29 protein-coding genes and 2 pseudogenes are annotated in these 24,849 nt (G+C 55.4%); 7 read left to right on the top strand and 24 right to left on the bottom strand.

The window, feature by feature from the left end; translation table 11 throughout:
* Positions 1–21: 21 nt before the first annotated feature.
* The gene (locus DFS28_RS13190) at positions 22–1,098 is read right to left on the bottom strand and encodes a RelA/SpoT domain-containing protein (protein WP_111450144.1); all 1,077 of its coding nucleotides are present in this window, start codon (positions 1,096–1,098) and stop codon (positions 22–24) included.
* Between the two features lie 625 nt (positions 1,099–1,723).
* Between DFS28_RS13190 and DFS28_RS13185 the strand changes: the two genes are divergently transcribed.
* Positions 1,724–2,272, top strand: coding sequence for a hypothetical protein (locus DFS28_RS13185; protein WP_111450143.1), 549 nt, complete (start codon positions 1,724–1,726; stop codon positions 2,270–2,272).
* 564 nt (positions 2,273–2,836) lie between these two features.
* Here the strand turns inward: DFS28_RS13185 and DFS28_RS13180 are convergent.
* From DFS28_RS13180 to DFS28_RS31190, 4 genes are all read right to left on the bottom strand, one after another.
* Complete coding sequence (locus DFS28_RS13180; protein WP_111450142.1) at positions 2,837–4,066, bottom strand: HEPN domain-containing protein; 1,230 nt, start codon at positions 4,064–4,066, stop codon at positions 2,837–2,839.
* A gap of 126 nt (positions 4,067–4,192) precedes the next feature.
* Positions 4,193–5,020 carry a hypothetical protein gene (locus DFS28_RS13175; protein WP_111450141.1) on the bottom strand — a complete coding sequence of 276 codons (828 nt, stop codon included), beginning with the start codon at positions 5,018–5,020 and terminating at the stop codon, positions 4,193–4,195.
* A 455-nt stretch (positions 5,021–5,475) separates the two neighbouring features.
* Entirely contained in the window at positions 5,476–6,657 is a 1,182-nt protein-coding gene (locus tag DFS28_RS13170; RefSeq protein ID WP_111450140.1) for a DUF4236 domain-containing protein, read from the bottom strand.
* Between the two features lie 198 nt (positions 6,658–6,855).
* Positions 6,856–7,167 (bottom strand): hypothetical protein, encoded by a 312-nt coding sequence (locus DFS28_RS31190; RefSeq protein WP_306109812.1) that lies wholly within the window; start codon positions 7,165–7,167, stop codon positions 6,856–6,858.
* An 84-nt stretch (positions 7,168–7,251) separates the two neighbouring features.
* Here DFS28_RS31190 and DFS28_RS13160 point away from each other — a divergent pair, with 84 nt between their 5' ends.
* Positions 7,252–7,506 carry a hypothetical protein gene (locus DFS28_RS13160; RefSeq protein WP_111450139.1) on the top strand — a complete coding sequence of 85 codons (255 nt, stop codon included), beginning with the start codon at positions 7,252–7,254 and terminating at the stop codon, positions 7,504–7,506.
* Between the two features lie 92 nt (positions 7,507–7,598).
* Positions 7,599–7,844: a hypothetical protein gene (locus DFS28_RS30420; RefSeq protein WP_132834035.1), complete on the top strand. Its 246-nt coding sequence runs from the start codon at positions 7,599–7,601 to the stop codon at positions 7,842–7,844.
* A 39-nt stretch (positions 7,845–7,883) separates the two neighbouring features.
* Here DFS28_RS30420 and DFS28_RS13155 read toward each other — a convergent pair whose 3' ends face one another.
* The 4 genes and pseudogenes from DFS28_RS13155 to DFS28_RS13140 all read right to left on the bottom strand — a co-directional run.
* Complete coding sequence (locus tag DFS28_RS13155; RefSeq protein WP_111450138.1) at positions 7,884–8,789, bottom strand: amino acid ABC transporter substrate-binding protein; 906 nt, start codon at positions 8,787–8,789, stop codon at positions 7,884–7,886.
* 48 nt (positions 8,790–8,837) lie between these two features.
* A complete protein-coding gene (potE, locus tag DFS28_RS13150; protein ID WP_111450137.1) occupies positions 8,838–10,178 on the bottom strand; it encodes a putrescine-ornithine antiporter in 1,341 nt (446 codons plus the stop codon).
* A 117-nt stretch (positions 10,179–10,295) separates the two neighbouring features.
* Positions 10,296–10,427, bottom strand: a complete 132-nt coding sequence (locus DFS28_RS30525; RefSeq protein ID WP_158539683.1) for a hypothetical protein — start codon at positions 10,425–10,427, stop codon at positions 10,296–10,298.
* An 11-nt stretch (positions 10,428–10,438) separates the two neighbouring features.
* Positions 10,439–10,702, bottom strand: a pseudogene (locus tag DFS28_RS13140) (ornithine decarboxylase); the annotation flags it as partial.
* A 476-nt stretch (positions 10,703–11,178) separates the two neighbouring features.
* Between DFS28_RS13140 and DFS28_RS13135 the strand changes: the two are divergent.
* Entirely contained in the window at positions 11,179–11,376 is a 198-nt protein-coding gene (locus tag DFS28_RS13135; RefSeq protein ID WP_111450136.1) for a hypothetical protein, read from the top strand.
* 183 nt (positions 11,377–11,559) lie between these two features.
* Here the strand turns inward: DFS28_RS13135 and DFS28_RS13130 are convergent, their stop codons facing one another.
* From DFS28_RS13130 to DFS28_RS13120, 3 genes are all read right to left on the bottom strand, one after another.
* On the bottom strand, positions 11,560–12,309 hold the full coding sequence (locus DFS28_RS13130) for an SOS response-associated peptidase family protein (RefSeq protein ID WP_111450135.1): 750 nt from the start codon (positions 12,307–12,309) through the stop codon (positions 11,560–11,562).
* 94 nt (positions 12,310–12,403) lie between these two features.
* The gene (locus DFS28_RS13125; RefSeq protein WP_111450134.1) at positions 12,404–13,180 is read right to left on the bottom strand and encodes a hypothetical protein; all 777 of its coding nucleotides are present in this window, start codon (positions 13,178–13,180) and stop codon (positions 12,404–12,406) included.
* A 123-nt stretch (positions 13,181–13,303) separates the two neighbouring features.
* A complete protein-coding gene (locus DFS28_RS13120; protein ID WP_111450133.1) occupies positions 13,304–13,513 on the bottom strand; it encodes a hypothetical protein in 210 nt (69 codons plus the stop codon).
* A gap of 166 nt (positions 13,514–13,679) precedes the next feature.
* Here DFS28_RS13120 and DFS28_RS13115 point away from each other — a divergent pair.
* Positions 13,680–13,901: pseudogene (locus tag DFS28_RS13115) on the top strand (TetR/AcrR family transcriptional regulator); the annotation flags it as partial.
* Here DFS28_RS13115 and DFS28_RS13110 read toward each other — a convergent pair.
* The 8 genes from DFS28_RS13110 to DFS28_RS13070 all read right to left on the bottom strand — a co-directional run bounded on the left by DFS28_RS13110 (position 13,898) and on the right by DFS28_RS13070 (position 20,092).
* Positions 13,898–14,182, bottom strand: a complete 285-nt coding sequence (locus tag DFS28_RS13110) for a hypothetical protein (RefSeq protein ID WP_111450132.1) — start codon at positions 14,180–14,182, stop codon at positions 13,898–13,900. The pseudogene DFS28_RS13115 and the gene DFS28_RS13110 sit on opposite strands and share 4 nt — an antisense overlap.
* 312 nt (positions 14,183–14,494) lie before the next feature.
* Positions 14,495–14,725, bottom strand: a complete 231-nt coding sequence (locus DFS28_RS13105) for a hypothetical protein (protein ID WP_007946177.1) — start codon at positions 14,723–14,725, stop codon at positions 14,495–14,497.
* A 126-nt stretch (positions 14,726–14,851) separates the two neighbouring features.
* Positions 14,852–15,073, bottom strand: coding sequence for a hypothetical protein (locus DFS28_RS30855; RefSeq protein WP_111450131.1), 222 nt, complete (start codon positions 15,071–15,073; stop codon positions 14,852–14,854).
* A 72-nt stretch (positions 15,074–15,145) separates the two neighbouring features.
* Positions 15,146–16,186 carry a DNA topoisomerase IB gene (locus tag DFS28_RS13095; protein WP_111450130.1) on the bottom strand — a complete coding sequence of 347 codons (1,041 nt, stop codon included), beginning with the start codon at positions 16,184–16,186 and terminating at the stop codon, positions 15,146–15,148.
* Positions 16,187–16,261: 75 nt separating this feature from the next.
* Positions 16,262–17,341: a molybdenum ABC transporter ATP-binding protein gene (gene modC / locus DFS28_RS13090; RefSeq protein ID WP_111450129.1), complete on the bottom strand. Its 1,080-nt coding sequence runs from the start codon at positions 17,339–17,341 to the stop codon at positions 16,262–16,264.
* Positions 17,342–17,344: 3 nt separating this feature from the next.
* Positions 17,345–18,025: a molybdate ABC transporter permease subunit gene (modB, locus tag DFS28_RS13085; protein ID WP_111450128.1), complete on the bottom strand. Its 681-nt coding sequence runs from the start codon at positions 18,023–18,025 to the stop codon at positions 17,345–17,347.
* Entirely contained in the window at positions 18,026–18,793 is a 768-nt protein-coding gene (gene modA, locus DFS28_RS13080; protein WP_111450127.1) for a molybdate ABC transporter substrate-binding protein, read from the bottom strand.
* Positions 18,794–19,027: 234 nt separating this feature from the next.
* Positions 19,028–20,092, bottom strand: a complete 1,065-nt coding sequence (locus tag DFS28_RS13070) for a nitronate monooxygenase family protein (protein WP_111450125.1) — start codon at positions 20,090–20,092, stop codon at positions 19,028–19,030.
* A gap of 189 nt (positions 20,093–20,281) precedes the next feature.
* Here DFS28_RS13070 and DFS28_RS13065 point away from each other — a divergent pair, with 189 nt between their 5' ends.
* Positions 20,282–21,265 carry an MDR family oxidoreductase gene (locus tag DFS28_RS13065; RefSeq protein WP_111450124.1) on the top strand — a complete coding sequence of 328 codons (984 nt, stop codon included), beginning with the start codon at positions 20,282–20,284 and terminating at the stop codon, positions 21,263–21,265.
* A gap of 52 nt (positions 21,266–21,317) precedes the next feature.
* Positions 21,318–21,806 (top strand): GyrI-like domain-containing protein, encoded by a 489-nt coding sequence (locus DFS28_RS13060; protein WP_111450123.1) that lies wholly within the window; start codon positions 21,318–21,320, stop codon positions 21,804–21,806.
* Here DFS28_RS13060 and ada read toward each other — a convergent pair.
* The 4 genes from ada to DFS28_RS13040 form a co-directional block, all read right to left on the bottom strand.
* A complete protein-coding gene (gene ada / locus DFS28_RS13055) occupies positions 21,770–22,843 on the bottom strand; it encodes a bifunctional DNA-binding transcriptional regulator/O6-methylguanine-DNA methyltransferase Ada (RefSeq protein ID WP_111450122.1) in 1,074 nt (357 codons plus the stop codon). The two genes, DFS28_RS13060 and ada, sit on opposite strands and share 37 nt — an antisense overlap.
* A gap of 85 nt (positions 22,844–22,928) precedes the next feature.
* Complete coding sequence (gene alkB / locus DFS28_RS13050) at positions 22,929–23,594, bottom strand: DNA oxidative demethylase AlkB (RefSeq protein ID WP_111450121.1); 666 nt, start codon at positions 23,592–23,594, stop codon at positions 22,929–22,931.
* A gap of 4 nt (positions 23,595–23,598) precedes the next feature.
* Positions 23,599–24,303, bottom strand: coding sequence for a 2OG-Fe(II) oxygenase (locus DFS28_RS13045; protein ID WP_111450120.1), 705 nt, complete (start codon positions 24,301–24,303; stop codon positions 23,599–23,601).
* On the bottom strand, positions 24,300–24,806 hold the full coding sequence (locus DFS28_RS13040; RefSeq protein WP_111450119.1) for a methylated-DNA--[protein]-cysteine S-methyltransferase: 507 nt from the start codon (positions 24,804–24,806) through the stop codon (positions 24,300–24,302). The genes DFS28_RS13045 and DFS28_RS13040 overlap by 4 nt, the downstream gene beginning before the upstream one ends.
* Positions 24,807–24,849: the final 43 nt, after the last annotated feature.

Here is a 24,849-nt window from a genome sequence, read left to right as displayed (position 1 = left end):
AGCTCCCCTTTCGAAGTCAATTTAATCTCCGCTATTTTCATATGTTGCTAAGTAGTTCGCAATGTCGGCAGGGTGGTCGTTGGGTACTCTTCCGAGTTTGTCGCAGGCGTCGTCTAGCAGCCGAATGAACTCCCTTGCATCCGAGAAGTAGTTTCGAAATGCTAATCTTACTTCTTCGCTCGAGTCGGCTCGTACCAAAACGATGTCCTTGTTCGGCATTTGTTTTTCTAAATCGAACAATGCGCGTAGTGCATCTGGCGCGTCTCGATAACTTTTTACTTCAAGCTCACCTGACTCAGAAAAAATCAAGATAGTATTTCGTTTGTCGGAAATCTCCCCTTTGGCTTCGTTTAGGCCGCGCAATGTTTGCAGAAGCGAGAGTTCCTTATCTAAAACAAGAAAGCTTTCAAGCAGTTCTCTGTTGGATAGGTCGGGGAATGGTCCCTTCAGTCCTTCATGCGCCCTAGCTAGTATCTCACTCGCTAGTGCCATGGCTTGTTCATATCTACGATCACCTTGCTTGAATTTAGGTTGGCTTTCGGTGATGAAACCTATCACTTCGATCGCTGTTGCCCAAGCATGTTGGACTAGTGTTCGATACTGGATTTCAATATATAAGCCAGCCAGGTTCTGGCCTGCAACTGAATTTACATCATATTCATAAACGTCATGGATTCCTCTGTATCCCGTGTCCTTTGGATTGTTTATGTAATGATACTTTTCTTCGTCGTTTCTTCTTTTGTGTTTGAAGCGAGCTTTGTGAAAACTTGCCCGAAAAGCATATAACTCGTCGAGGCTTTGAAATATTAACCTGCATCCTGCTACATCATCCATGCGAGCAAGTTTCATGCCGGGCAGACGTCGCAGTTTATTGAATATCGTGTTTTTCCGTTTGTGTCGCTGAGCAACAATTATGTCAGTAAACTTGGTCCGAGTCCTCAGAATAGCTTGGAAGGTGTTAAGCACCCCTCGATGAGCCGCTCGCCACTCTTCAATAGTATCTAAATCATCCTTGCTAGCGGCGTCAATTCGAACGTTGTCGCCTGCCCGACTCACTCGTTTTCTTGAACCGCCAGGGTAAATTGCTTCTTCAGCCATTTCCAAATCCTTTTATTGCCCAGTCTTTTATGTTGTGAGTTTGACACCGTCATAGTGCAGCTGTCGGGCATGAAACCGAAGCTACCTTGTACCGGAAAAAAATGATATTGCCATTAGCAAAAATCGCTAAAAGGTGAGTGGTCCTTTGACAAAGCCTCTACCGACACATGTGTGGCAATCATTCCTCATGCCCTCCGGGTTATGTATTCGGAAGTCGTGGTCGTCGAGGGCCGAGCGCCAATGCTTAGAGCCTGACCGCATTGGTCTGGTCGAAGCTCATGAAAATCAATCGCTGTTCAAGTGCTGGATGATTGCACAGTGGTCGAGCTGATGAGGGGGCGCGAGCACGAATCGCTGAGCTGCTCAGATATTCGGGCTGTTGGCGCGCCACAAGCGATCCGGCGATATGGTTCAAACTTGGCGCGCGCCGTCATCCCCCCACCTCGCCTGCAGGTTAAATAGGTCTTCTTTTCTGCACTGCTGCAACATGCTCATCGCTACCTAGACCAGGTTTCTAGACGGAGATTGCAGGGGAATAAATCCCTGCAAAACCCTGCGACCTGCTTTATACATAGGAAGATGTGACCTACTGCTTCGCGGTATTCCTCATCATCGAGTGCAAAAAATGTCCGGGCATCTGACCGTTTCAAAATTAGAGGTAGCTCAGCGGCAATTGAGCATCGCAATACGAATGCTATTCGCAAATGACGATCCAATAGCAGCACACACGTTAGTCGGGGCTGCTTCAGAGATTCTGAGTCGTCTGGTCGAGAAGCGTCATCCAGAAGAGTCGTGGGACAAGCTCGTGCAGGGGGCAAATAATCTGCCGCCAAAAGAGTACTTTTTTATCATGCGTAAGGCTCAAAACTGGTTCAAACACGCGGATATTGATCCTGATGGGATATTTGAGTTTGATCCGGCAGAGACCGAAGCCTTGACCTTTTGGGCCGTCATGAACGCGAGTCTGCTAGCGCCGTTGTCCACCGAGGCAATGATCTATCAAATTTGGTTCATCGCTTTGCAGGAGTCGCACGAAGATCTGGAGGCGAAATCGCGTGTAGCGAGCGAGCTTTTTGGGGATATACGTACGAAATCAAGAGCTGAAAGATTATTGTTGGGGGCCAAGGTGCTTCAGGAGCATTTGCTTCTGAAAAAGAATGTGGGAAGCCAATAATTTCAGAGGAGCCCTCGGAAAAAAGTAATTGTGTAGTTTGTGGACTGGCGGATCAGTGAAAGTCTTGTATTCATTGGCTCTGCTGGATTACTTCTAAAGGTAATCTGGAGTAATCAGAAAGGTAATGAGACCTTAAGCGATTGATTTATAAGGTATCTATGGAATAAAAAAATTACCTTTCGAATAGGTAATGATCTTACTTCTACCTTACTAAAAAATTACTTTGAATGATGTCGTCGAACGCCAATGAAATCGAGGCTTCGACGTAGGAGGGGGAAGGTCATACCAAAATTACTGGTTTCCGAGGGCGTTCCCGAAAACTGCGGGCTCTGCGCGTCTGCGTGAGCTTTATGCTCAATCGCATGAAAAGAGAAACTGTCACCAGTCTTGAGCAGCCAAGCTTCCATTCGGCTGGAAGCCTTGAAAATAGTGGAGCGGGTGAAGGGAATCGAACCCTCGTTATCAGCTTCGGAATCTCATAGCGAGGTTCCCTCTGAGGCAGACGACAGAATCGAAAGGACAGGTTCTAATAAACCGTTCTCAGCCAAAGGCGGAAGTCGGACGCTACCTACCACCTAGCAACAATTCGTCCCAAAAACTAGACGTCAGCTCCCCTCCTCGAAAGATGACTTCCTTAATTGCGCGCGCACATAATGGCAAGCCATCCTTAAGAGCAATTTCCGCTCGCGCCGCGTCCTTGGTTTTTTTTGAAAGTTTTCCAGAATGTGCAGCGGAAGATCTGCAGCTATATAGATCCCGCAGCAAACAATAAATAACCCGGCGCTCCGCAAAATCCTGCCCTAAAAGCCAAGCACCGCGGAGTCGAAGCGTTAAGGAAAGCTGGGCCGTATCGTCAAGCTCCGCCAGTAACAATGATTCCATCGCTACGCCAAGGTCGATAGCTCGATCCACCAAGTTGTCGTGACGAACAGCTTCATTGAGGCGATGAATCGGTACCTTAAGTTTTTCTCGCTGCACCCTTGGCAACGCAAAGTAGGCGCTGAGTGTTCGCCTAAAATCTTCCAACTCATCTAACGTCGCATCGTGCACCTGGCCAGTACCGGATTCTGAATATTTAGTTTCCCAGTTGCGAGCAGTAACTCCATATAGAAAGGCACCTTCCTGTAGCTCCGAATAGCTGCGGCGATTAACGACAATTGACGGCGACATAATCGTCAGCAACTCCGAAACATCTTTTAGATAATTAATGTCGTCAATATCGAAATGCTGCAATGCTGCATCATTAGGCTGGAGAAATTTCGGTCGCACTTTTGTAAGGCGAAACAACACCGAATCAGGACTTCCTGCAGAAGGTGTGTAATCCACCGGCATCGTCGGCGACATAAAATCAAAAGTCCCTTTCCTTTCCGCATATTCTTTCAAAAAATGCTTTAAGGTGGTTGAAGGAACTGCGTCTGGACTTGCAATAAAAACATCATCCGACAGCTTAAATGTACAAGGGACTTTTAAGCCGCGCAACAAAACCACTTCAATGCAAGGGTTATAGTCTTGCTCGATAAATTCAAACAAAGCATCAACTGATCTCTCGGCCCCAGCCTCCAACCCCCTACGAACGAGTGCCTCGCCGATACTCGATAAATTCAGTGTGCCTCGCATATTTACAAGATTCAAAATTTGGCCATCGTTTTCTTTTATATGAGGGAGGTGCGACAACATTAACTTGTACTTATCAGGAACAATAAATCGATCGCTTTCACCGGGGAGGTTGAATCTTAGTTCCTCATTAAGCTCCGTCTTCACAATATCCACAATAAGATCACGTAAATTAGACATCCACTTTCCTTATTCAAAACGAGCCCATTGGGTCCGAGAGTAAAAACTATCTGCGCGTCCAGCCCCGTGTATGCCGCTAGTCCCGTACCGCATCCTTAGAGCCCATTAAATGCCATTGGCGTGAGATCAATAGCCAGTTTCCCATTTTTCTACCTCTTGAACGAAACAAAATATCATCTCGGACAAGCAGGCATGTAGAGCTGCTGTTTTTCTTTCTAAGATTTTACTAAGTAGTGTTGGTTCCGCGGAACTTAGAAACATGTTTTCACCTCCGCCAGCAAAAACGATACCCATGGGCGTCAAGTTTAGTACCCCGGCTGGCACAAATTGATAATGAGCGATTGTATCTCGTACTGATCTTGCCCCACCTTCGGACATAACAAATTCAAAGTTTTTTATGTGTTTAGCATGAACCTCTGCAAGTGGAAGGGCTACCTGTTGGATTTTTCGCGATTTAAGATATTTGTCGAATGTGCGAAAAGAATTTGCCTGGTTTTTGAAAAACGTCGAAAGCGCGTTAGCAAATTGATCAAGGCAGCGGCGATAGGTTAATACGTAAGCTTGGTACTCATAATCCCATTTTTGAGTGTTTCCAATCATCATTGATGAGTTTCCGAGTATTTTTTTGAAATCAACTTGTTCAACGCATTTCACCATTTCCATTTCGATGTTGGTTATATTCTCCTGATGGTACTTGAGGCACCCATATGTGCCTTGAGTGGTATGTAGTATTCCATCAACCAGCTTTATATAAAAATGTTCGTTTTTAGGGTCTTTTCTCCAGTTCGTTATGTATTTCGGTTGAGGGTTAGTGATGTGGTTGTGAAAGTGTAAAAACGGTGTCCGCTCCTCTTCCGTTATATGGTAGCCGGCAATTTTTGATATCCCGGCAAAGCACGAGGTAAGCTCCGTATACCCTAGGTGAGAGAAAAACGCTTTAAGTAAATCGAGCATTGTTTGTCCATTAGTTAATTTTTGGGAAGCGTTCGGAGCGAAAGCACTATGTTGACGGCTTAGCATATGCATTTTTTGCGATTATCGGTTGATATGTGATGAAAAAATTGCGGGCACACAGTGCCTCGGATTGGAGCCGAAACCAGTTGCTTAAAATTTGCTACATCGGATTAGATAGGGGCGGGATCTCAGTGCTCACGAATGGTATTGGTACGAAAGTGGTACGGGTGATTTTAAGAAGCCCTGAAGGCCTTTGTTTGCTGGAGGATGGCAGTTAGTACGCTCAATCCATCATAGGATCAATTAAGGCGGCCAGGCTCGAGTCGAGAGGTACTAGCTCCCTTATTGAGGCTCCGTCGGAAGAGGTGGTTGATCGACATGTTGCTGCAAGGCGTGCCATTTCCGCTTCACCGCTGATGCTTGACGAACAGATTCTAACTCGTACTTAGTCTCGGTCAGCTACCAAAGGGGGATATTGGTTTGAAGATTCCCGTTTTGCTCATCTGGCGTCGAAGATCAAAGCGCGTAAGAGATTCAACGACGTCAATTTTCGATAATTGGTTGAAATCGATTTTTCCCCAGTCGCTGCGGCTGACCTGAACGGAAAAAAGGTATTCGTCACCGACTCGCCCGGTCGTTTTATCTGGGCGTTGTGAATAACCGGATAACACAACCTGCTGCAAATTCGGCAGGGCTGCAAAAGCTTCCCCTATAAGCCTGAAAGCCACGGCGTGGACGTGCGACATATACAGCTTCTGGATGGCTGTCGCTGACATTTCTTTAAGGCTTATGCGTAGGCCTCGTACTTGTGCTGTAGCCGTCTGGGAAGGCATCTGCTCAAGCTCTGGAAGGTCAACATCGAGTAAAACACGTCGACCGTCTTCAAGTATGTCGAAGGAGACTGCAGTCTCACGCGGCCAATGAATATCTTGAAAATTGTCCTCAAGCCAGATTTCCATATCGGCGACACAGCGATATATGCCGCTCTCGACTAGAGCTTTCCTTGACTGCACGAGTTGCAAAAAAGAGGATTTTTTATCTTGCCAGTTGAGATGACGCGCTGCGAAATCATCTTGTGCTGCTGCGTTTTCTATAGCAATACGCTGCATTCTTTTTTTAAAAAGCTTGTCGAAAAAAGACGGTTTACGCGGTTGGGGACGCGTTGGCTCAGGATGCTCGAAGGCTACAGGTTGGAAAGCAGGCGCGACCGTGCAGTCTGGGGTATCCAGGTGGATTTTGCCCAGCATTTCAATGGCGTCATTGATGTCATCACATTTTCGCTGGATCAAGCTGAGAATGGCGTCTCGATTCTGTTTCTTGGCAATCTCGACAAGATGCTCGGGCAACTCATTGCCTTGGGTATCCATGAAATGCATGTTGCCAGCATCATCAATAGAACAGCTCAGCGTCAGCTCTACGGGCGCAGGCCTTCTGTTCTCAGATGAGGTAGGGCGAGAAGGGCCGTATAGCTTTTGACTACTTGAGAAGCCCATAAAGCTAGTGTTTAGGTGAGCTCCACGCTTGCCTATTCCGACTGTTGTCCCTCTGGGACCGAGCGTCCAACCGACCCCTGATCCGCTCAAGTTCATACGAATGCCAGGTGCTAGCTTGATTGATTTGCGGAACCGGGTGGCCATCGCATCGTTTCCTTTGCTGTGTGGACGTTTCTATCCGTGATAGGTGGCAGGGGCCTGTTAAAGGACTATCTGAATTTGTCTTAGCTAAGGAGTATTGCTTACAAGAGGCTTACGCGCACTGGACGTTGTAGAAAAGGTGCGATTTTGCACCGCAACTAGGATGGATATACCCGATTACAAAGGCCTGTAGGCCAGCAATCAAACGTGGATTGAGGTGCGGTATATGGCATATCTCATTGATAAATAGAGAAAAACTACCGGACTTAAAATCCCCCGCTCGTAAGGGCGTGCCGGTTCGATTCCGGCTTCGGGCACCATGAATATCAAGGGCTTACGCTTAACGGCGTAGGCCTTTTTCGTTTCTGAGTGGTTTTTGTCCGGGTTGTTCTTCGTGTGCCACTCAACGGCTGCTGACCAATGGTTTGCTGCCCAGAGTACTTGCAGGCCGGCATCAACCCCGCCTCGGGTCCATCCGCCAAACTCGGAAAACAAATCGATTGCTGTGAACATAAGTGATCCTCGCCGGCTGGCGTGATTCGTTGAAGTGGGGTATTTGTGTTCGGCCCGGCATGGAGCCGGATCAAGGAGATCGAAATGGTGTTAGTGGATAGGCCGTACCCAGTTGTCTATGAGCATCGAGGCGTTAAAGCGAAGATTGATTTCGAATGGGATAGCGACAGTGATTCTGTGCCAACAGGACTTAGAATCGCTGTAGAGAACAAAGAAAGCCGGGTTGAAGCAATCCGTGAAAATGCCAAGTACAACAGCTTCAATGAGGCGTTAGCTCGCGGTAAAGCATTGGCGAGGCTAGACATCGATTTGACTCTTGGGCCTGATCTTTCGGCTTGAAAACAGTACTCAACGCAATAGGTGAGGGCGGGTCAAGCGGCTGCTGTCGATTCCGGCGAGTAGTCCAGCCACGAAAGTTTGGTGGGCGACTTTTGCCTCAAGTCGTTTTGCGGCAGCTTGATCTTCGCCCTGATGATGACATCGCGACACCGCCCAAGCTTACGGATGCGGTCCGCGTAATCAGCCGCGTACTGGAGGGCGTCGAACATGCTGCTGAGTTGGGCGACACCGAAGTGTTCATTCCGAAAACTGCAAATGTGCTCATGACTATCTCCAGGCAGACGCGATTCATGGTGATTGCAGTCGAAGTTCGTGGTGTCCGGATGAGAGCCATATGAAAAAGGCCGCCCGCAAGCGGCCTATTGCTGACGATGTCACTAGGGCAATGCATAAATCCTGAACAGTTTTTTCACGGTATCGTCGGTACCGCCCAGGTACTGGTCGTATCCCTTTTCTATGGCGCCGGAGGAATAGGCTTCGCTCAGGGCCGTATCAACCAGCAAGCGGAAGTCTTCGTCGTTGCGATCCACCATCATCGCCACCGGCGAGTACTCGAAAATGCGGTCCAGGACCATCAGGTTCCTGGCCGCGCCCTCCTTCGTGATTTCGTTGCGCAGCAGCATGCGTTCTGAGAAAAAGGCATCGGCCTTGCCCTCGGCGACCAGTTTGACGCCCTCGTCGTTGTTGGCCACGGTCACCAGCGAGGCGATCACGTTGAGCAGGCGCATCCGTTCGCGAATCCAGTCTTCGGTCACTCCTCCCTCAAGGGTCGCGTAGGTTTGGTTGGCCAGACCATTGTTGATGCTGGCACGCCAGGTCGGACCGGTGTAAGCGACCTGGCCGTTGAGCACATTGAGCAAAGGCGCGGCAGCATCCTTGCGCACCACGACCGAGAGGCCAGCGGTATAGATCGGTATGGAGTAACTGATCATCTTGCGCCGCTCCAGGGTTGGCGGAGTCGGCGTGCAGAGGATATCGACCTTGCCCTGGCTCACAGCACTGACCTGGTCCGAAACCTGTACCGGCTGATAGCGCACTTTCAGGTCGGGCAGACCCAACTCGCTCTTGAGCTTGTCGGCGACTTTCAGGCACAGGTCGATGGCATAACCGCTGGCCTTGTCGCCTTCGTGCTTGCTGAAGGGCGCCAGGTCCGGCATGTAACCCAGCGTAAAGGTGTGGCTGCTGCGCACGCGTTCAAGGGTGTTGGCGCCGGCCATTAGCGGCAGCGTCGAGAGAGCGAGGGCAAGCAGCAGCCTGGTGGTTGTGGCAAATGGTACGTTCATGTCCGGTTTCCCCGTATGCAGTTGTCTGTGCAGTCCTGTTGGCAGCGCCTAAGGGTTTACGGCCCTGGCCTGGTTGGTGGCTGGCGCTTCGGTGAAGCGCTTGGCGAGGAATCCATAAAGCAGGTAGCCGACCGCGAGTACCAGGGTGCCGCCCATGACTGCGTCCTTGCCGCAGGCATACAGGGCGTACAAGCAGTACGTGACTGCAATCAACAAAACCACCACGTTACGCGTATGAATGGCTGATGAGACTCCTGCCTTGTGCATGATCACCAGCAGGCCCGTCAGCGCAGTGATATAGGGGATCAGGTTGGTGACCGCTGCCAGGCTGACCAGCTTGCTGAACTGGGCGGCGGCATCGGGCGAGATGGTCGAAAGAGCCATGAGGGTCTGCAGCACGCCGCAGACGATCATGCCAACGACAGGCGCATTCATGGAGTTGACCTTGCTGAACAGCTTCAGAAACAAATTCTGGTCAGCCGTCATCTTGGCAGTTTGCGCCAGGGTAAATTGCCAGCCCAGCAGCGAGCCGACACAGGCCATGACCGCCAGGGCCATGACGATATTGCCCACCATCGGGCTGAACATCGTGGCGTAGACCAGCGCAAAAGGCGCCGAGGATTTGGCCAGTTCATCGTTGGGAATGATGCCCTGGATGACGGTGGTCGACAGCACATAAACCACCGCGGCTCCGAGGGTGCCGAACAGGCAGGCCAGCGGTACGTTGCGCTTGGGGTCTTCCACGGCATCGGTGGCCTGGGCCGCGGACTCCATGCCCAGGAATGCCCACAGGGTCAGGGGTATGGCTTTGCTGACGGCTTCGGAAATCGCCAGGTTGTTGGGATTCCAGGCGGCGGCCAGCACATCCGGCTTGAACCAGAACCAGCCGATGATGCTCAGGCCGGCTACCGGAATGATCACGCCCCACACCGTGAAAGCGCCAATCTTGCCGGTGATGCCAGGGCCACCGAAGTTGGCGAAGGTGGTCAGCCAGATCAGCCCGATCGTGCCGACGCATAACGGAATGGCACCCGTGCCGAGCCAGGGCACGAAGGCCGTCATGTAGCCCACCGCCGAGATGGCCACGGCCACGTTGGCGATGGCCAGGGACAGGAAGTACAGGTACGAACACAGGAAAAAACCGGACTTTGAATGGGCTTCCTCGGTGTAGGCGGACAAGCCGCCTGAACGCGAACAAAAGACGCCGCACTGGGAAAAACAGTAGGCGATGGCCATCGAACCGATTGCGGTGAAAATCCATGACAGCAGCGACACGGCCCCCAACTGAGCCATATTAGTGGGCAACATGATGATTCCCGAGCCCATCATGTTGACTGTTACCAGCGTCGTGAGCCCCATCAGGCCCATTTTTTTGCTTGAATCAGCCATCGCAAACTCCTTGCCTTGTGCGAAGTTTTGAACCTGGGTTCGGCAACGTGCAGCACGCGGCCGGACAGGGGCTAATGCCTCATGCGTATCTCCTTGTGCAAGGATGAGGGTGCAGCATCAGGCCTTGAGTACGTAACCGTAGGCACGGGTTCGACCGCCTTCGTGTTTCAGGTAGACGCCCTGAAATTCAGGGGTGAAGCCGGGCGGGCGGTTGATGCCTTCTTCCAGCGCCAGGAAGTACTTGAGCACCGCGGCGCCCCATCGTCCCACAGGCGCAAGCCGCTGCGGCCTGAGTGAATACGCGCATTCACATCCAGCGAGGCGAACAAGGGGTAAAACGGGCTGGTGGATGCCTGGGCCATGAAAGCGTTGTTCAGCCGTGCGTGATTGCAATAACGCGGCTGGCCCTTGATGTGTCGGTCCTTCTTGTGAATTTGCGAGGCCTGGGGAAAACCGGGCTGCTGTTTATGCACCGATTGCGTGACGAAGATCCTCGGGTCGTTCTCGTCCAGATCGAGCAACATGGACAGACCGCCCTGGTGGCCCGGGCAGATTTTCAAAGCGTTCATAACCAGAATTTCTCGGTCTGTTTGACGTTGAAGTTCCTGGGACGACGATCTTCAAATGGCATCAGGTCCCGGAGTCAGTAGCGATTTTCCCTATTGGGTATAGTTCATTTTTATATTTTGTTGCTCATTAGTAGTTTTTTTGGGGACAGCTTCGGGTCGAGGATGTGTAAAAACGTTTTGGAGCAGGTTTGGCATTCAGGACCGGAACGAAAATCGCTTTCCTACGAGAATTTCCGGCCTGCTAATTAACCAAACGCGGATAGATTTTAGGTGGCAAAGGTCCGCTATTTTTTGCCACTGGATTCAGCCTTGTCCGTACCGGCTCACCGGTTACCTCTATTCGCCGTTTGTCCAAAGTTAGGCACTCACAATGCTCTGGCAACTCTCAAGTACAAGCACGGATATCCCGCGCATCAACACGGAGAGCCAGCATGGACATTGACGAGAATGCTCCTGGAAACAAATCTCAGCAGGGCGTAACGGGCGGCACTGATAACGAAACAGGCCATGATCCTAAGAGGAAAGAACCTGAGGTTCCGTTGCCTCCGGACGACGAAGCACCTGTCGATGAAGAAATGGTCGATGTGGACGCCACCAACTCGGTGTCCAGCGAGTATCCCAAACCCTAATGCTTTCCCAGTTAATGAGCCCGACCACCGTGTCGGGTTTTTTATGCTTCCGAATTTACACCGCAGCCAGGGCGGTCTCACGCAGGCCCGGACGTCGATAGCCGGATAGTGCGACGTACGGAATCAATACCGATAGTCCACGCATCCTGATTATCAACACCTGGCAAGAGATTGAATCTGTGCCTAAGTCTCGGAGCGCTGGTGACGTGCTGAAGCTGATCCCCCGTTACCTTTCTCATCTCCGCTGGTAATTTCTCCAATGGGCTCGATCAGTTCGGGGCCTTGATTTCGAACATTGCCCACAGCTCGGTCCACCGGGTACCACTCAAACGCCTCGGTGGGCTCGCCCTGGAACAGCACAATTTCCTCGGCGCGCTCCTTCGGCATGGCGGGGACCAGCCATTCGCGAGCGAGCTCGGGTGACAGCGTCACCGGGCGGCGGTCATGAATGTCCACCATACCGCCGGCGCTGTCTGCGGTGATGATAACGAAGCCGTCATGCTCGCTCGGTTCATGCTCGGCGACGGGGTACTGACCGATTGCGGCACACAGGATTGGCGTCCGGTCACGGTGGCGAATCAGGTAGGGCTGTTTCTTCGGTCCGCCTTCATAAACCCACTCAAACCAGTTGTCGATGGCGATGATCGCCCGGTGGGGCCAGATCGCTTTAAAGAATGGGCCATGGGCTACTTTTTCAACTCGAGCATTGATCGGTGCGACGCGATCTTTGGCCCAGTGTGGGCGCCAGCCCCAGCGAACCATGTCGGCCCGCAGAAACTGACCTTCTTGGTGAAAGAGGGCAAGTTGCGTAGTCGGTGCGGCGTTATAGTGCTCGAAAGGCTGGTCGCCGGCATAGTTGATCAGTGCGTTGGGAATGCTGAGCGCCGCGACGAAGTCGTGAATTCCCCGGTACTGTGAAAGGCGTCCGCACATGGTTGAACCCTCCGGCTGTACATTCAGGGTAGACCAGTGGCCGCCGCCTTCGTTACAAATCCTCTGCCAGCGCAAGTCGGGCAATCTTCACGTCTCATGGATCAGGCGCACAGCGCCAACCGCCCGCTGGAATGAATGTGCCGAGTGAAGACATGACGGCTTCATTGGCGAAAATATCCGGGGCAAACGGGTCCACCGATGCTGGCAGCAGGCATTGGCCCGTTTTGGCGGGGAGTGTTGAGTACTCGATTTTCCATGGGGTTTCCCCGGCGTGATGCCGGCCAAAAGACAGTTCGCAGGCGAACAGGGAAGCAGGGTTTATTGAGCTATCGGATTGGCTGAACGTTTCGCGCAAATGAATGCCCGGTGTCAGTGGTGTGGGACGGCTGGCGGCGAACAGAAAATAGTCCCCGGCCAATAACAGACAGCCCTGACGCGATGGCTCATCCATCGCTTGCAACCATTGGCCACGACAAGCGCCGAGGGAGTCAGGCAAGCGTTCCCATATTTCGTAGTAACTTTCGTCCAGAGCGGTTTCGATCAGGCACTCACTGGTTTCAAAGTGCATGCGACCAATGTCTTCAGCGCCACTAGCCGGCTGATAATCCATTTTGCGATGCCATTGGCAAATGTCGGCGTTTATCTGGGTTACCCCGGCAAAACCTTTCTGTTCACACAGCACCAGACGTTGAGAGTGGCTGAGTTCTTCGAGCGCCAGATTTGGGAGCGGATTGGGGGGGATTCGCAGGTCGGCAAACAGTCGCGGTGTCTGTAGCCAATGCACGGCCGTTTCGCTGTCCGAAAGCCCTGAGCGGTGCTGGATCAAACGCCGCTTCCATACGCCAAGATAACATTGCGCAACCTGATGCATTGATACTCCCCCGGAGTGCCAGGTCGATTCCGGTGTAAGGAATGCTATTAAATCAAGGGTTTGCGAGCTATATCTGATGCAAACCCTTGTTTGTTACTGGCTTGCTGTTTTAGCCAGTGGCAGTTATTGACCCGGGCCGCCAGCCCTTGGATTAGCGCCGCGTCGATCTTCACCAGAAGGGCTGCCGGTATCGACAAGCCTTCTCTCGAGCAAGACATTTTGCAGGGCCTGGCGGGCTGCCGGATCGAGCTGATGCTGTCTTTCTTTGAGTTCAAGCAAGATAGGGCTGGACCAAGTGCGATAGGTTTTCTCAGCAATACGAATAGGTGTCATCGGTCTCCTCCTTGATCAAGGCCCGCCAACGCAGCCGGCGCCATTTCAATTCGATAGAACCCTAGTCGAGAAATCTGCTTGCCGCCAAGCTGCTTTGAGTTCATCCCTCATTTGCCCAGGCGCCCGTAGCCGCCGTGCGCCGAACATAGTCGGAAAAGTCCCGTGCCGGCCGACCTGGTCCGGGATGCAGGCGGACAAACAGCTCATGGCGTTGGAACTGCAGGAGAGTCGTATTGCGGGCGGGTTGTTGGCCGACACGATGCTGCGGGTATTCCCCGACAGCGATGCGTCGCGGGTCGAGGCCTTCAAACGCATGTCGTTGCTGGAAATCATGGCGCCAGCGGCCGGATCGAGTGAACTCGATTCCGCCGCCGATGCTGTCAGCTAAACGAAAGGCTGACCGGTGAAACCACGAGGCAATCGTTGCCGTCCTTCCATGGCGGTGAGCCGTTCGACCCAGGCCGCGCGCCAGTCATTGGCGGTATGCGTAACTTTAGCTTTGCGTGCGGCGCGGCGTGCAGCGTTGCGCTGTTCTTTGCGCGCATCCTTGAACGCGTCGGTGTTGCGACAGCTTCTGCATTTCACCCGGGTCAGTTCGCTGGTTGAAACGAGTTTGCTGCCTTTGTGACCGCAGGCCAGATGCCCGCCGATTTTGAAGTGAGTGACCATAAGACGCCTCCTTCGTGACGTGTGATTGTTTGACCTCCAGCGTGCGGTGAACGTTCGTTGTCTGTGCAATGCGGACAAAAAAAGGCCCGCATGCGGGCGGGCCAGGGGGATTCTTCAAAGGAGTCCGGTCACTGTAGGGCGTGAGTTGTGAACACAGCGTGAAACAGGCTGCGCAGTAATAAAAAAAGCCCAGCGTCAGGCTGGGTTGGGGATGCCGCAGAAAGCGTTCACGCAAGGACGCACCCGGTGACGATAAGGTCGCCGTTCATGCGTCCTGAATCAGGCCGTGTCCTTGAGATTGTCCAGATCGAATCATCTGAACCGCGGCAGGGGCGGGTCGACAGGTTTGAGCGACGACAGCGTATTGCGAATCAGTGGCGTGTCCTTCTCGATGTCGTTCAGACGATCACGGATTCTGAGGGCCGTCGGGTGCCCACCTTGATGATCGACCCAGTCGGCAATTTCCTTGCATGCCGCTGCCAGGCGAGCCTGACGGGAGTCGAGCAGGGTGAGCAGTGTGGTGATGGACTCTTTTTCGGACATGGCAAACACCTCCGTTCAAGAAACCTTTAACTGGCAGCAAAAAGCCCGCGGAGAGCGAGCTGTCTGCCGATGGGTCGCTAATCCTTCAGCCGTTTTTCAGTATAGACCCGTGAAAGGCAGGTAGCATCAGCCTTGTCGGGCCGTCACTTGCGACCTGGCATTCAGCTGCCGGCATTCGCGCCGGGCGTCTTCTTCACGATCGAAACCGTCCCCGATGAAGCCGCGGGTTCGAGTATCGGCGATGCGATACCAGACAGCGGCGTCAGGTGGTGGATGATCGGTTTCTCCGGCTCGGCGACCATGGATGATGATCTTGTTACATCGCTTCACAACGAAAATGTCTTCCATGGCGTCACCGCAGCTAATTCAGGTTCACAACAACTATAGAAGCCATTTGCGATCGTGCAAAAAATAGACAGGTCAGTTCGTCGCTTCAACGGTTGCGATCATCTTCTCCAAAAACACCGCCAGCCCGACTTCCTCCGCCCTGAGCCCTTTGCGCGCTCGAGGCTTGGGCAGTTCAGCCAACGTACCCAAAAGAAAACCATCGAGCACCGCCGGGTGGATGTAGCACTTTCGGCAGACGGCCGGGGTGTTGCCCAGTTGTTTGGCGACGTTCTTGACCATCTCCACCACATGCCGCTTTGCATCCGACTCGGACTCCCACTGCAGTTCCCGTAACACCGCCAACGCCAACGCGCTGCCGGCCCAGGTTCGGTAGTCCTTGGCGGTGAAGTCGGCACCGGTGAGGGTTTGCAGGTACGCGTTGACGTCGGAGGAGCTGACGGTGTGTCGCTCACCGTTTTCATCCAGGTACTGAAACAGGTTTTGCCCGGGAATTTCCAGGCAACGTTTGATGATCCGCGCCAGGCGTCGGTCTTTCACGGTGATCTGGTGCTCGACGCCGCTTTTGCCACGGAACTGGAACTGGATCGCGGTGCCGTTGACCTCGACATGACGGTTGCGCAGGGTGGTCAGGCCGTAGGAGCGGTTGTCCCGAGCGTACTGGGAGTTGCCGACCCGGATCAGCGTCGCATCAAGCAAGGTGATGACCGTGGCCATGACCTTGTCGCGACTGAAACCGGGAGCCGCCAACAGCGTTTCAAGCTGTTGGCGCAGTTTCGGCAGGGCCAGGCCGAAGTCCCGCAAACGTGAGTACTTATCGGCATCACGCACCTCTCGCCAGCGCGGGTGATAACGGTATTGCTTTCGACCTCTGGCATCACGACCGGTGGCTTGCAGATGGCCGCACGGGTCGGCGCAGATCCACACATCGGTGTAGGCCGGCGGTACGGCGAGGGCATTGATGCGTTTGATCTCGTCTTGATCGGTGATGCGCTGACCCGTAGGGTCGTAGTAGCAGAACTTGCCGCGCAGTTTCTTGCGGGTGATGCCGGGCTGGGTGTCATCGACGTAATGCAGGTCGGATGGCAGCACATCGGGCAGCGCGCTATCGGGCATGGCGGTAGTCCTTGGCGGTGGATCAGGGGCCGTTACAGCCATTGACCGCACGCTGTTGCAGTGGTGCCAGCGGATTTACGCCAGCACCGCCACCGCCTTGATCTGTGCCCAGAGTTGCTGGCCGGGGTGCACGCCCAATTGGTCCCGGGAGTAGCGGGTGATCCGCGCCAGCAGCGGCGTGCCGCCAGCATCCAGGCGGATCAGCACGTGGGCGGCGTTGTCCGCACCCAACTCACTGATCACGGTGACCGGCAGGCGATTGAGGATGCTGCTTTGCTCGACACTTTGCAGGCTCAGGCTGACATCCCGTGCCTGAACCTTGCAGCGCAGCGCCTGACCCGGGGTCATCGGTGAGTGAGCCACGCGAATGTTCAGGGTCGTGTTCGGCAGTTGCAGGGTCAGTAACTGATAGTCGGCATCATAAGCACTGACGTGCCCCTCGATCACCACGCCGGCATCGTCGCCCAGCGCCAGGGGCAGGTCGAGACGGGCCAGCGTTTCGCCAATAGCGCCGCTGGCCAGCGCTTTGCCATTGCTGAGCAGAACGAGGTGATCGGCCAACCGCGCAACTTCATCCTGTGAATGGCTGACGTACAGCACCGGGATGTCCAGCTCATCATGCAGTCGTTGCAGGTAAGGCAGGATTTCGTTTTTGCGTTGACTATCCAAAGCCGCCAGCGGCTCGTCCATCAGCAACAGTTTCGGGCTGGTGAGCAGGGCGCGGGCGATGCCGACTCGCTGCCGTTCACCGCCGGAAAGGTGCTGCGGATGGCGATCCAGCAAATGGCCGATCCCGAGCAGTTCGGTCGCTTGAGCCATGTCGACCCGTCGCTGTGGGCGAGGAATGCGCTTGAGGCCGAACTCCAGATTGGCCAGCACCGACAGATGGGGAAACAGGCTGGCTTCCTGGAAGACGTAACCCAGCGCACGTTTGTGTGGCGGCACGAAAATCTTCTTGTCGCTGTCCTGCCAGATTTCATCGTTGACTTGAATGAAACCCTGCTCGGCCTTCTCCAGGCCAGCAATGCAGCGCAGGCAGGTGGTCTTGCCCGAACCGGAATGGCCGTAAAGCGCAGTGACGCCGCGGCCGGGCAATTGCAGATCCACCTCCAGGGCGAACCCTGAATACTTCAGTTTCAGACGCGTATGAATCATCGATCAGCTCCAGCCCGCTTTGGTTTTACGGCTGGAGTAAAGCGCCAGCAACACCATAAAGCAGAACACCAGCATCGCCCCGGCCAGCCAATGGGCCTGGGCGTATTCCATGGCTTCGACGTGATCGTAGATCTGCACCGAGACCACGCGGGTTTTATCGGGAATGTTGCCGCCGATCATCAGCACCACGCCGAACTCACCGACAGTGTGGGCAAAACCGAGAATGGCAGCGGTGATGAAACCGGGGCGAGCCAGCGGCAGGATCACGCTGAAAAACGTGTCCCAGGGATTGGCGCGCAAGGTCGCGGCCACCTCCAAGGGGCGAGTGCCGATGGCGGAAAAAGCATTTTGCAGTGGCTGGACCACGAACGGCATCGAGTAGAGCACCGAGCCGATCACCAGCCCTGCAAAACTGAACGTGAGGGTGCCGAGCCCCAGTGATTGGGTGAAGTGGCCGACAAACCCGTTAGGGCCAAGCGCCAGCAACAGATAAAAGCCAATCACCGTTGGCGGCAGTACCAGGGGCAGGGCGACGATCGCCCCGACCGGGCCGCGCAACCACGAGCGAGTGCGCGACAGCCATAACGCAATCGGAGTGCCGATGACCAGCAGAATGACTGTCGTCAGCGACGCCAGTTTCAGGGTCAGCCAGATGGCGGAAAAGTCAGCACTCGATAGCGTCATTTAGAGTTGGTAACCGTAGGATTTGATGACAGCGGCGGCTTTCGGACCTTTGAGGTAGTCAACCAGCGCCTTGGCAGCCGGGTTGTCCTTGCCCTTGTTGAGGATCACCGCGTCTTGTTTGATCGGGTCGTGCATGTTGGCCGGAACGATCCAGGCCGAGCCGCCGGTGACTTTGCCGTCTTTGTAGATCTGCGACAAGGCCACAAAACCAAGTTCGGCGTTGCCGGTGGACGCGAACTGGTAGGCCTGGGTGATGTTCTGGCCTTCAACGATCTTGGTTTTGACCTTGTCGGTCAGGCCCAGCCTGGCCAGCACCTGAGTGGCGGCCAGACCATAAGGCGCGGCTTTCGGGTTGGCGATGGACAGGTGCTGATACTGGTTGTCGCTCAACACTTTGCCCTTGGCATCGACGTAACCTTCCTTGGCCGACCACAGCGCCAGGGTGCCGATGGCGTAGGTGAAACGCGAGCCTTTGACGGTGTCGCCTTCGGTTTCGAGTTTTTGCGGGGTGGTGTCATCCGCCGAGAGGAGCACTTCGAACGGTGCACCGTTCTTGATCTGGGTGTAGAACTGGCCGGTGGCACCATAAGCTGCGACCAGTTTATGCCCGGTGTCTTTTTCGAAATCGGCGGCGATCGCCTGAATCGGTGCAGTGAAGTTGGCGGCGACAGCAACCTGGACTTCATCCGCCTGGGCGGACCCGAAAGCGAACACTGCGATCAGGGTTGCCAGGCAGGTGGGGGCAAAACATGAGGCACGAATGGTCATGAAACGGCTCCGTTGTAGGCCAGTGCAGCGAGGGGGGAGTAAACGCTATATAGCGGAATATATAGCGAAATGCCTGCAAACGGAACTTTGTAAGAGCGAGAGACGTTCAGTTGTGACGAGGGGCTTACTTGTGGCGAGGGGGCTTGCCCCCGTTGGGTCGCGCAGCGGCCCCAAAAGCTTTGCGACTGCTTCGCAGCCGAACGGGGGCAAGCCCCCTCACCACGGGTTTTGCGCCTAGCGTCGAGTCAATTTAGCCAATCCTTCCTCAGCCAGGCGCCGGGTCAGTTCAGCCGTGGTCATTTCAACGCCCAAGGTGAATGCCTGACCTGCCCAGAGATTGCTGAAATCCGCTTCTCCCTTGGCCCGCAATGGCATCAGCGCACCACCCGCCAGCGGGAAGGCCGGTGCTTTGGCGCTCATCGGTCCGAGTTCGCGCATTACCCGATTGAGGATGCCGCGCGCCGGGCGTCCGGTGAAAATGTTAGTGACGGCGGTTTCACTTTCCTTGGCCGTGCGCAACGCCTTGTGATGAGACGCACTGACCTTGGCCTCTGGCGTGAACAAATACGCCGTGCCCACTTGCACCGCCGAAGCCCCCAACAGGAACGCTGCCGCGACGCCTCGTGCATCGGCAATCCCGCCGGCAGCAATCACCGGTACTTTCACCGCATCAACGATCTGCGGCACCAGCGCAAAGATCCCCACTTGGCTGCTCAGATCATCACTGAGAAACATGCCCCGATGGCCGCCGGCTTCGTACCCCATGGCAATGATTGCGTCACAACCGTGCTGTTCGAGCCAAATGGCCTCATCAACCGTGGTGGCCGAGGAGAGCACTTTCGCCCCAGTGGCTTTCACGCGGTCCAGCAGGGACTTTTCCGGCAGGCCGAAGTGGAAACTCACGACTTCGGGGCGAAATTCTTCGATCACTTCGCAGGCCGCGTTATCGAACGGTGCTCGATTGGACACCGGCGTCGGCGCGTCGAAGTCCACGCCAAGTTCCCGGTAGTAGGGCTCCAGCAGATTCTTCCAGTCCCGAGCGCGTTGCTCATCGGCGGCGGGCGGCTGATGGCAGAAGTAGTTGACGTTGATCGGGCGCTGAGTGTGTTGGCGAATCGTTTTCAGCTCCTCGCGCAACTGATCGATGCTCAACATGGCGGCGGGCATCGAGCCCAGGCCGCCGGCATTACTGGCTGCGATAACCATGGCCGAAGTGGTCGCGCCGGCCATGGGGGCCTGGATGATCGGCAGCTCAATGCCGAGCAGGTCAAGAATGCGGGTATCTGGCCATTTGCTCATTTGAAGGGTTCTCCGACGTCATAACAGGGCAGGGACGGTAGGACCGATTTTGTAACAGCTATGCCTGACATAAGGCCAGTCGAGTTTTTGTTCCGTGTGTCACTCTTGGCTTAAAGTCGAGTACGGTGAAATGTTGCTATATGTTATTTCAACGGCACGACAACTGAGTGATTCCATCTGGAGGCAGCAATGTTCCAAGGCATTTTGATCGATAAAGACGACAGCGGTTACCGGGCCACACTGCAAGAGATCAATGACGATCAACTGCCCGAGGGCGATGTGACTGTGCGTGTGGCGTACAGCACGCTGAACTTCAAGGATGGCCTGGCGATCACCGGCAGCAGCCCGGTGGTGCGAAAATTCCCGATGGTGCCGGGCATCGATCTGGCAGGCACTGTCGAATCCAGTGAGCATCCAGACTACAAGGTCGGTGATCAGGTCGTACTCAATGGCTGGGGTGTTGGTGAAGGGCATTGGGGCGGACTGGCGCAGAAGGCTCGCTTGAATGGCGACTGGTTGATTCCGCTACCCAAAGAGTTCACTGCGGCGCAAGCGATGGCCATCGGCACGGCGGGTTACACGGCGATGCTGAGCATCCTGGCGCTGGAACATAATGGCGTGACGCCGGAGCAAGGCGAAGTGTTGGTCACCGGCGCCAATGGCGGTGTAGGCAGTTTCGCCATCGCACTGCTGAGCAAGCTCGGCTATCGGGTGGTTGCATCCACCGGCCGAACCTCCGAGCACGATTACCTCAAGCAACTGGGCGCCAGCGAAATCATCGACCGCGCCACGCTGTCCGAACCGGGCAAGCCCTTGGCCAAGGAGCGTTGGGCCGCGGTCATCGACTCGGTCGGCAGTCACACCCTGGCCAACGCCTGTGCCAGCACCAAGGCCAACGGCACTGTCGCCGCGTGTGGCTTGGCGCAAGGCATGGACTTCCCGGCTTCAGTCGCACCGTTCATTTTGCGTGGCGTGACCCTGGCCGGGATCAACAGCGTGACTCAACCCAAAGCCAAGCGGATACTGGCCTGGAATCGTCTGGCCAAGGATCTCGACTTCGCCTTGCTGCCGTTGATCAGTCACGAAATCGGTTTGAGTGAAACGATCGAGGCCGCACCGCGTTTGCTCGCTGGTCAGTTGCGTGGTCGGGTGGTGGTCGATGTCAATCGTTGACTGTTGCACCATAATTCAAACAGACAAATGACAGAGACAAGGACTATTGACCATGGATGTAAAGCAGCGTGAAGTACGGCCCTTTAGCGTCTCGGGCCTGCAAGTGCGCACTTGCAATGCCGCAGAGCAGCAACCAGGCACTGCGCGCATCGGTCCGATGTGGGAACAATTCTTCGTTGAGGGGATTTTCGACAAGATCCCCCACAAACAGCCGGATTCCTTCATGTACGGCGTCTACTCCAACTACGAGTCCGATGCTTCAGGCCACTTCGATGTGACGGCGGGTGTGGCAGTCACCGCGCCCTCGGAGGGCTTTGCGCAGGTTCAGGTGGAGGGGGGCGATTACCTGGTGTTCAGCGCCAAAGGGGCGATGCCGGACTGCGTCATTCAGGCGTGGGGCCTGATCTGGGCTTACTTTAAGGACAACCCGCAGGTTTGCCGCTCGTTCGCCACAGACTTCGAGGTCTATACCAGCGCGGATTCAGTGTCGGTCTATATCGGCATTCAGGACTCAGACGGGTTTTCGCGCTCAAGCAACTGACGCTTGCGCTCCACACCCCAGCGATAGCCCGACAGGTTGCCGTCGCTGCGCACCACGCGGTGGCACGGAATCGCCACCGCCAGGTTGTTCGCGCCGCAGGCTTGAGCCACGGCGCGCATCGCTTTTGGCGCGCCGATTCGCTGAGCGATATCGGCGTAGCTGGCGGTGCAGCCGACGGGAATCTCCCTCAGGGCTTGCCAGACCCGTTCCTGAAAAGCGGTGCCGCGAACGTCCAGCGGCAAGTCCAGGCCAAGGGCCGGCGCTTCGATAAAACCAACCACCTTGGCGATCAGTTGCTCGAACGCTTGGTCGGCGCCAATCAGATTGGCGCGCCGAAACTTGTCCTGCAGATCGCAGACCAGTTGGTGCGGGTCATCGCCCAGCAGGATCGCACAAACACCACGCTCACTCTGCGCCACCAGAATCGCGCCCAGGGAACACTGGCCGACGGCAAAACGAATGTCGTTGTTCTGACCGGCCGCACGGTAATCACCGGGTTTCATGCCCAATAGCTGATCGGCGGATTCATAGAAACGGCTGTTGGAGTTGAAGCCGGCGTCATACAGCGCGTCGGTCACCGAGTCTCCGTCCGCGAGGCGCTCACGGACCCTGCGTGAACGGTGGGCCGCAGCGTAACCCTTGGGCGTCAGACCGGTCACCGCTTTGAACACCCGATGGAAGTGAAAGCTGCTGAGGCCCGCCGCAACAGCCAGTTCGCTCAGGACAGGCGGATTCTCAGCGGTTTCGATCTGGCGGCAAGCGGCCGCCACGGTCGCGGCGTGTTGCGCGGCGATGTCGCTTTGATCCTTCGCGGCGCGTTTGCTGGGGCGATAACCCGCCGCCTGGGCCTGCTCGGCCGTGTCGAAGAACTCGACATTCTGCGGTTTCGGCAAACGCGCCAGGCTGCTGGGGCGGCAGTAAATGCCGGTGGTTTTCACCGCGTATACAAACTGTCCGTCTGCCCGGGGATCACGCGCGACGACGGCAGCCCAGCGAGGATCGTTCTCGGTGGCAATCTTTGTCGAATGGCTTGTCATGGCTTCATGTCCTGACCTGTTTCATGCAGATTAACCAGCCGACGGGGTCGCTGCACCCCGGGTCTTGCGGTCGAATTCGAAGGCTTTATCCGGCGGTACGAAAGGTGAAGTTGATCCGTTGTTCGCCCAGTCGCGGGTGTTGGCCGTCCTTGATCGGCAAGACCCCGTGATAACGCAAACGATCCACGCCACCCCAGACCACGATGTCGCCATGGAGCAGCGGTACTCGTTGGCTTTTATCGCTGCGCTCGAAGCCGCCGAACAGAAACATCGCCGGCAATCCCAGGGACACTGAAACAATGGGCGCTGCGTAGGAAACTTCGTTTTTGTCCTGGTGCAACGACATCTTGGCCCCGGGAACATAGCGGTTGATCAGGCAGGAATCCGGCACGAAATCTGTAAACCCCGCTTCCCGCGCCGCCGCTTGTGCCAGTTCGAGAAACACCTCGGGCATTTTCGGCCAGGGTTTTCCGGTCAGCGGATCATCGCGGGTATAGCGATAGCCGCTGCGGTCGGTGGTCCAGCCCAGCACGCCGCAACTGCTCAAGGCGACCGACATGGTAAAGCCCCCGGGCGTGATCATCTGCCGAAACGGTGCCGCCGCCAGAACCGTGTCCAGTGCGGGCAGCAACTGATCCAGCCAGGGCAGGGCAAAGCCTCTGAGGACGCAGGATTGTTCGCCGATATGATCGAGCCTGGGTTGCTGCTCGGGTTCCGCGTCGGCAAACAAGTCGAAGGTGAGCGGGTTCATGGGGTCATAGCGCGTCGTGAAAGATGATTCCAAGGGTATGCCGTTTTCCACTGTGCAGGCGACTCACGCCGTGGCGCAGGGTGACTCGGTAATAGCCACGAACGCCTTTGACCGGTCGTTGGTTGACGGCAAAGATCAGCCCGTCGCCTTTCTTCAGGCCAATGACCTGAGGGCGCGACTGCATCCGCGGGCGCTGTTCCGTCAGCACGAACTCGCCACCGATGAAGTCGTCGTCCGGCTCTGACAGCAGAATCGCCACTTGCAGCGGGAAGACGTGTTCGCCGTACAGGTCCTGATGCAAGCAGTTGTAGTCCTGCGGTCCATATTGCAGCAACAACGGCGTCGGGCGTTCCTGACCGGCGGCATGACAGCGGTCGAGAAATTCCTCATGGGTTTGCGGGAAACGGGTCGGCAGGTCCATGTGCTCGTACCAGCGATTGGCAATGGGCACCAATCGAGGATAGAGCGCACTGCGCAAACGGGCGACGATATCCGGCAACGGGTATTTGAAGTATTTGTACTCGCCACGGCCAAAGCCGTGACGAGCCATGATCACTTGCGAGCGAAACGGTTCGGGACTGGCGTACAGAGCGCTGATTTCATCGCACGTCTCGTCGCTTAAAAGCGACCTGATGATCGCGCAGCCATCCTGATCGAGTTGCTGTGCCAGCGCTTCCCAGTCCAGTCCATCGAGAGAATGCTCGCTCATCGCTGCGCCTCACGATCCAGCAGTTGCCGTTTGCGCTCCAGCCCCCAACGGTAGCCGCCAAGGCTGCCATCCTGACGCAGTACTCGATGGCACGGCACGATCACCGCCAGCGGGTTGGCTCCGCAGGCATTGGCCACCGCCCGAAAAGCCGTGGGTTGACCCAGTTGTCGCGCGATATCCAGATAGCTGGCGGTTTCACCCACGGGTATTTGCCGCAGGGCATCCCAGACTCGCTGTTGAAACACGCTGCCTGTCAGATCCAGCGGCAAATCCAGAGTGGTGCGCGGGTCTTCGAGGTGGCGCAGGGTTTGCACCAGCGCAGGCATCAAGCCTTCATCGCGTTGCGGTGCTTGTTGGCCGGGGAAGCGTTGCGAAAGATCGCGTTCCAGTAATGCCAGATCATCACCGATCAGCAGTGCACACAAACCCTCGGCGCTGAACGCCAGCAGCAAGATGCCAAGGCTGGAAGTGCCGCTGATGAAGCGAATCGAGGAAGTAGACATGTTCTGACTCCTTAACCAAAGGTTGAGGTGGCCAGTCTAGGGA

The organism is Pseudomonas sp. 478 (assembly GCF_003254125.1).
Lineage (GTDB): Bacteria > Pseudomonadota > Gammaproteobacteria > Pseudomonadales > Pseudomonadaceae > Aquipseudomonas.
This window is presented reverse-complemented; position numbering and strand designations above follow the sequence as displayed.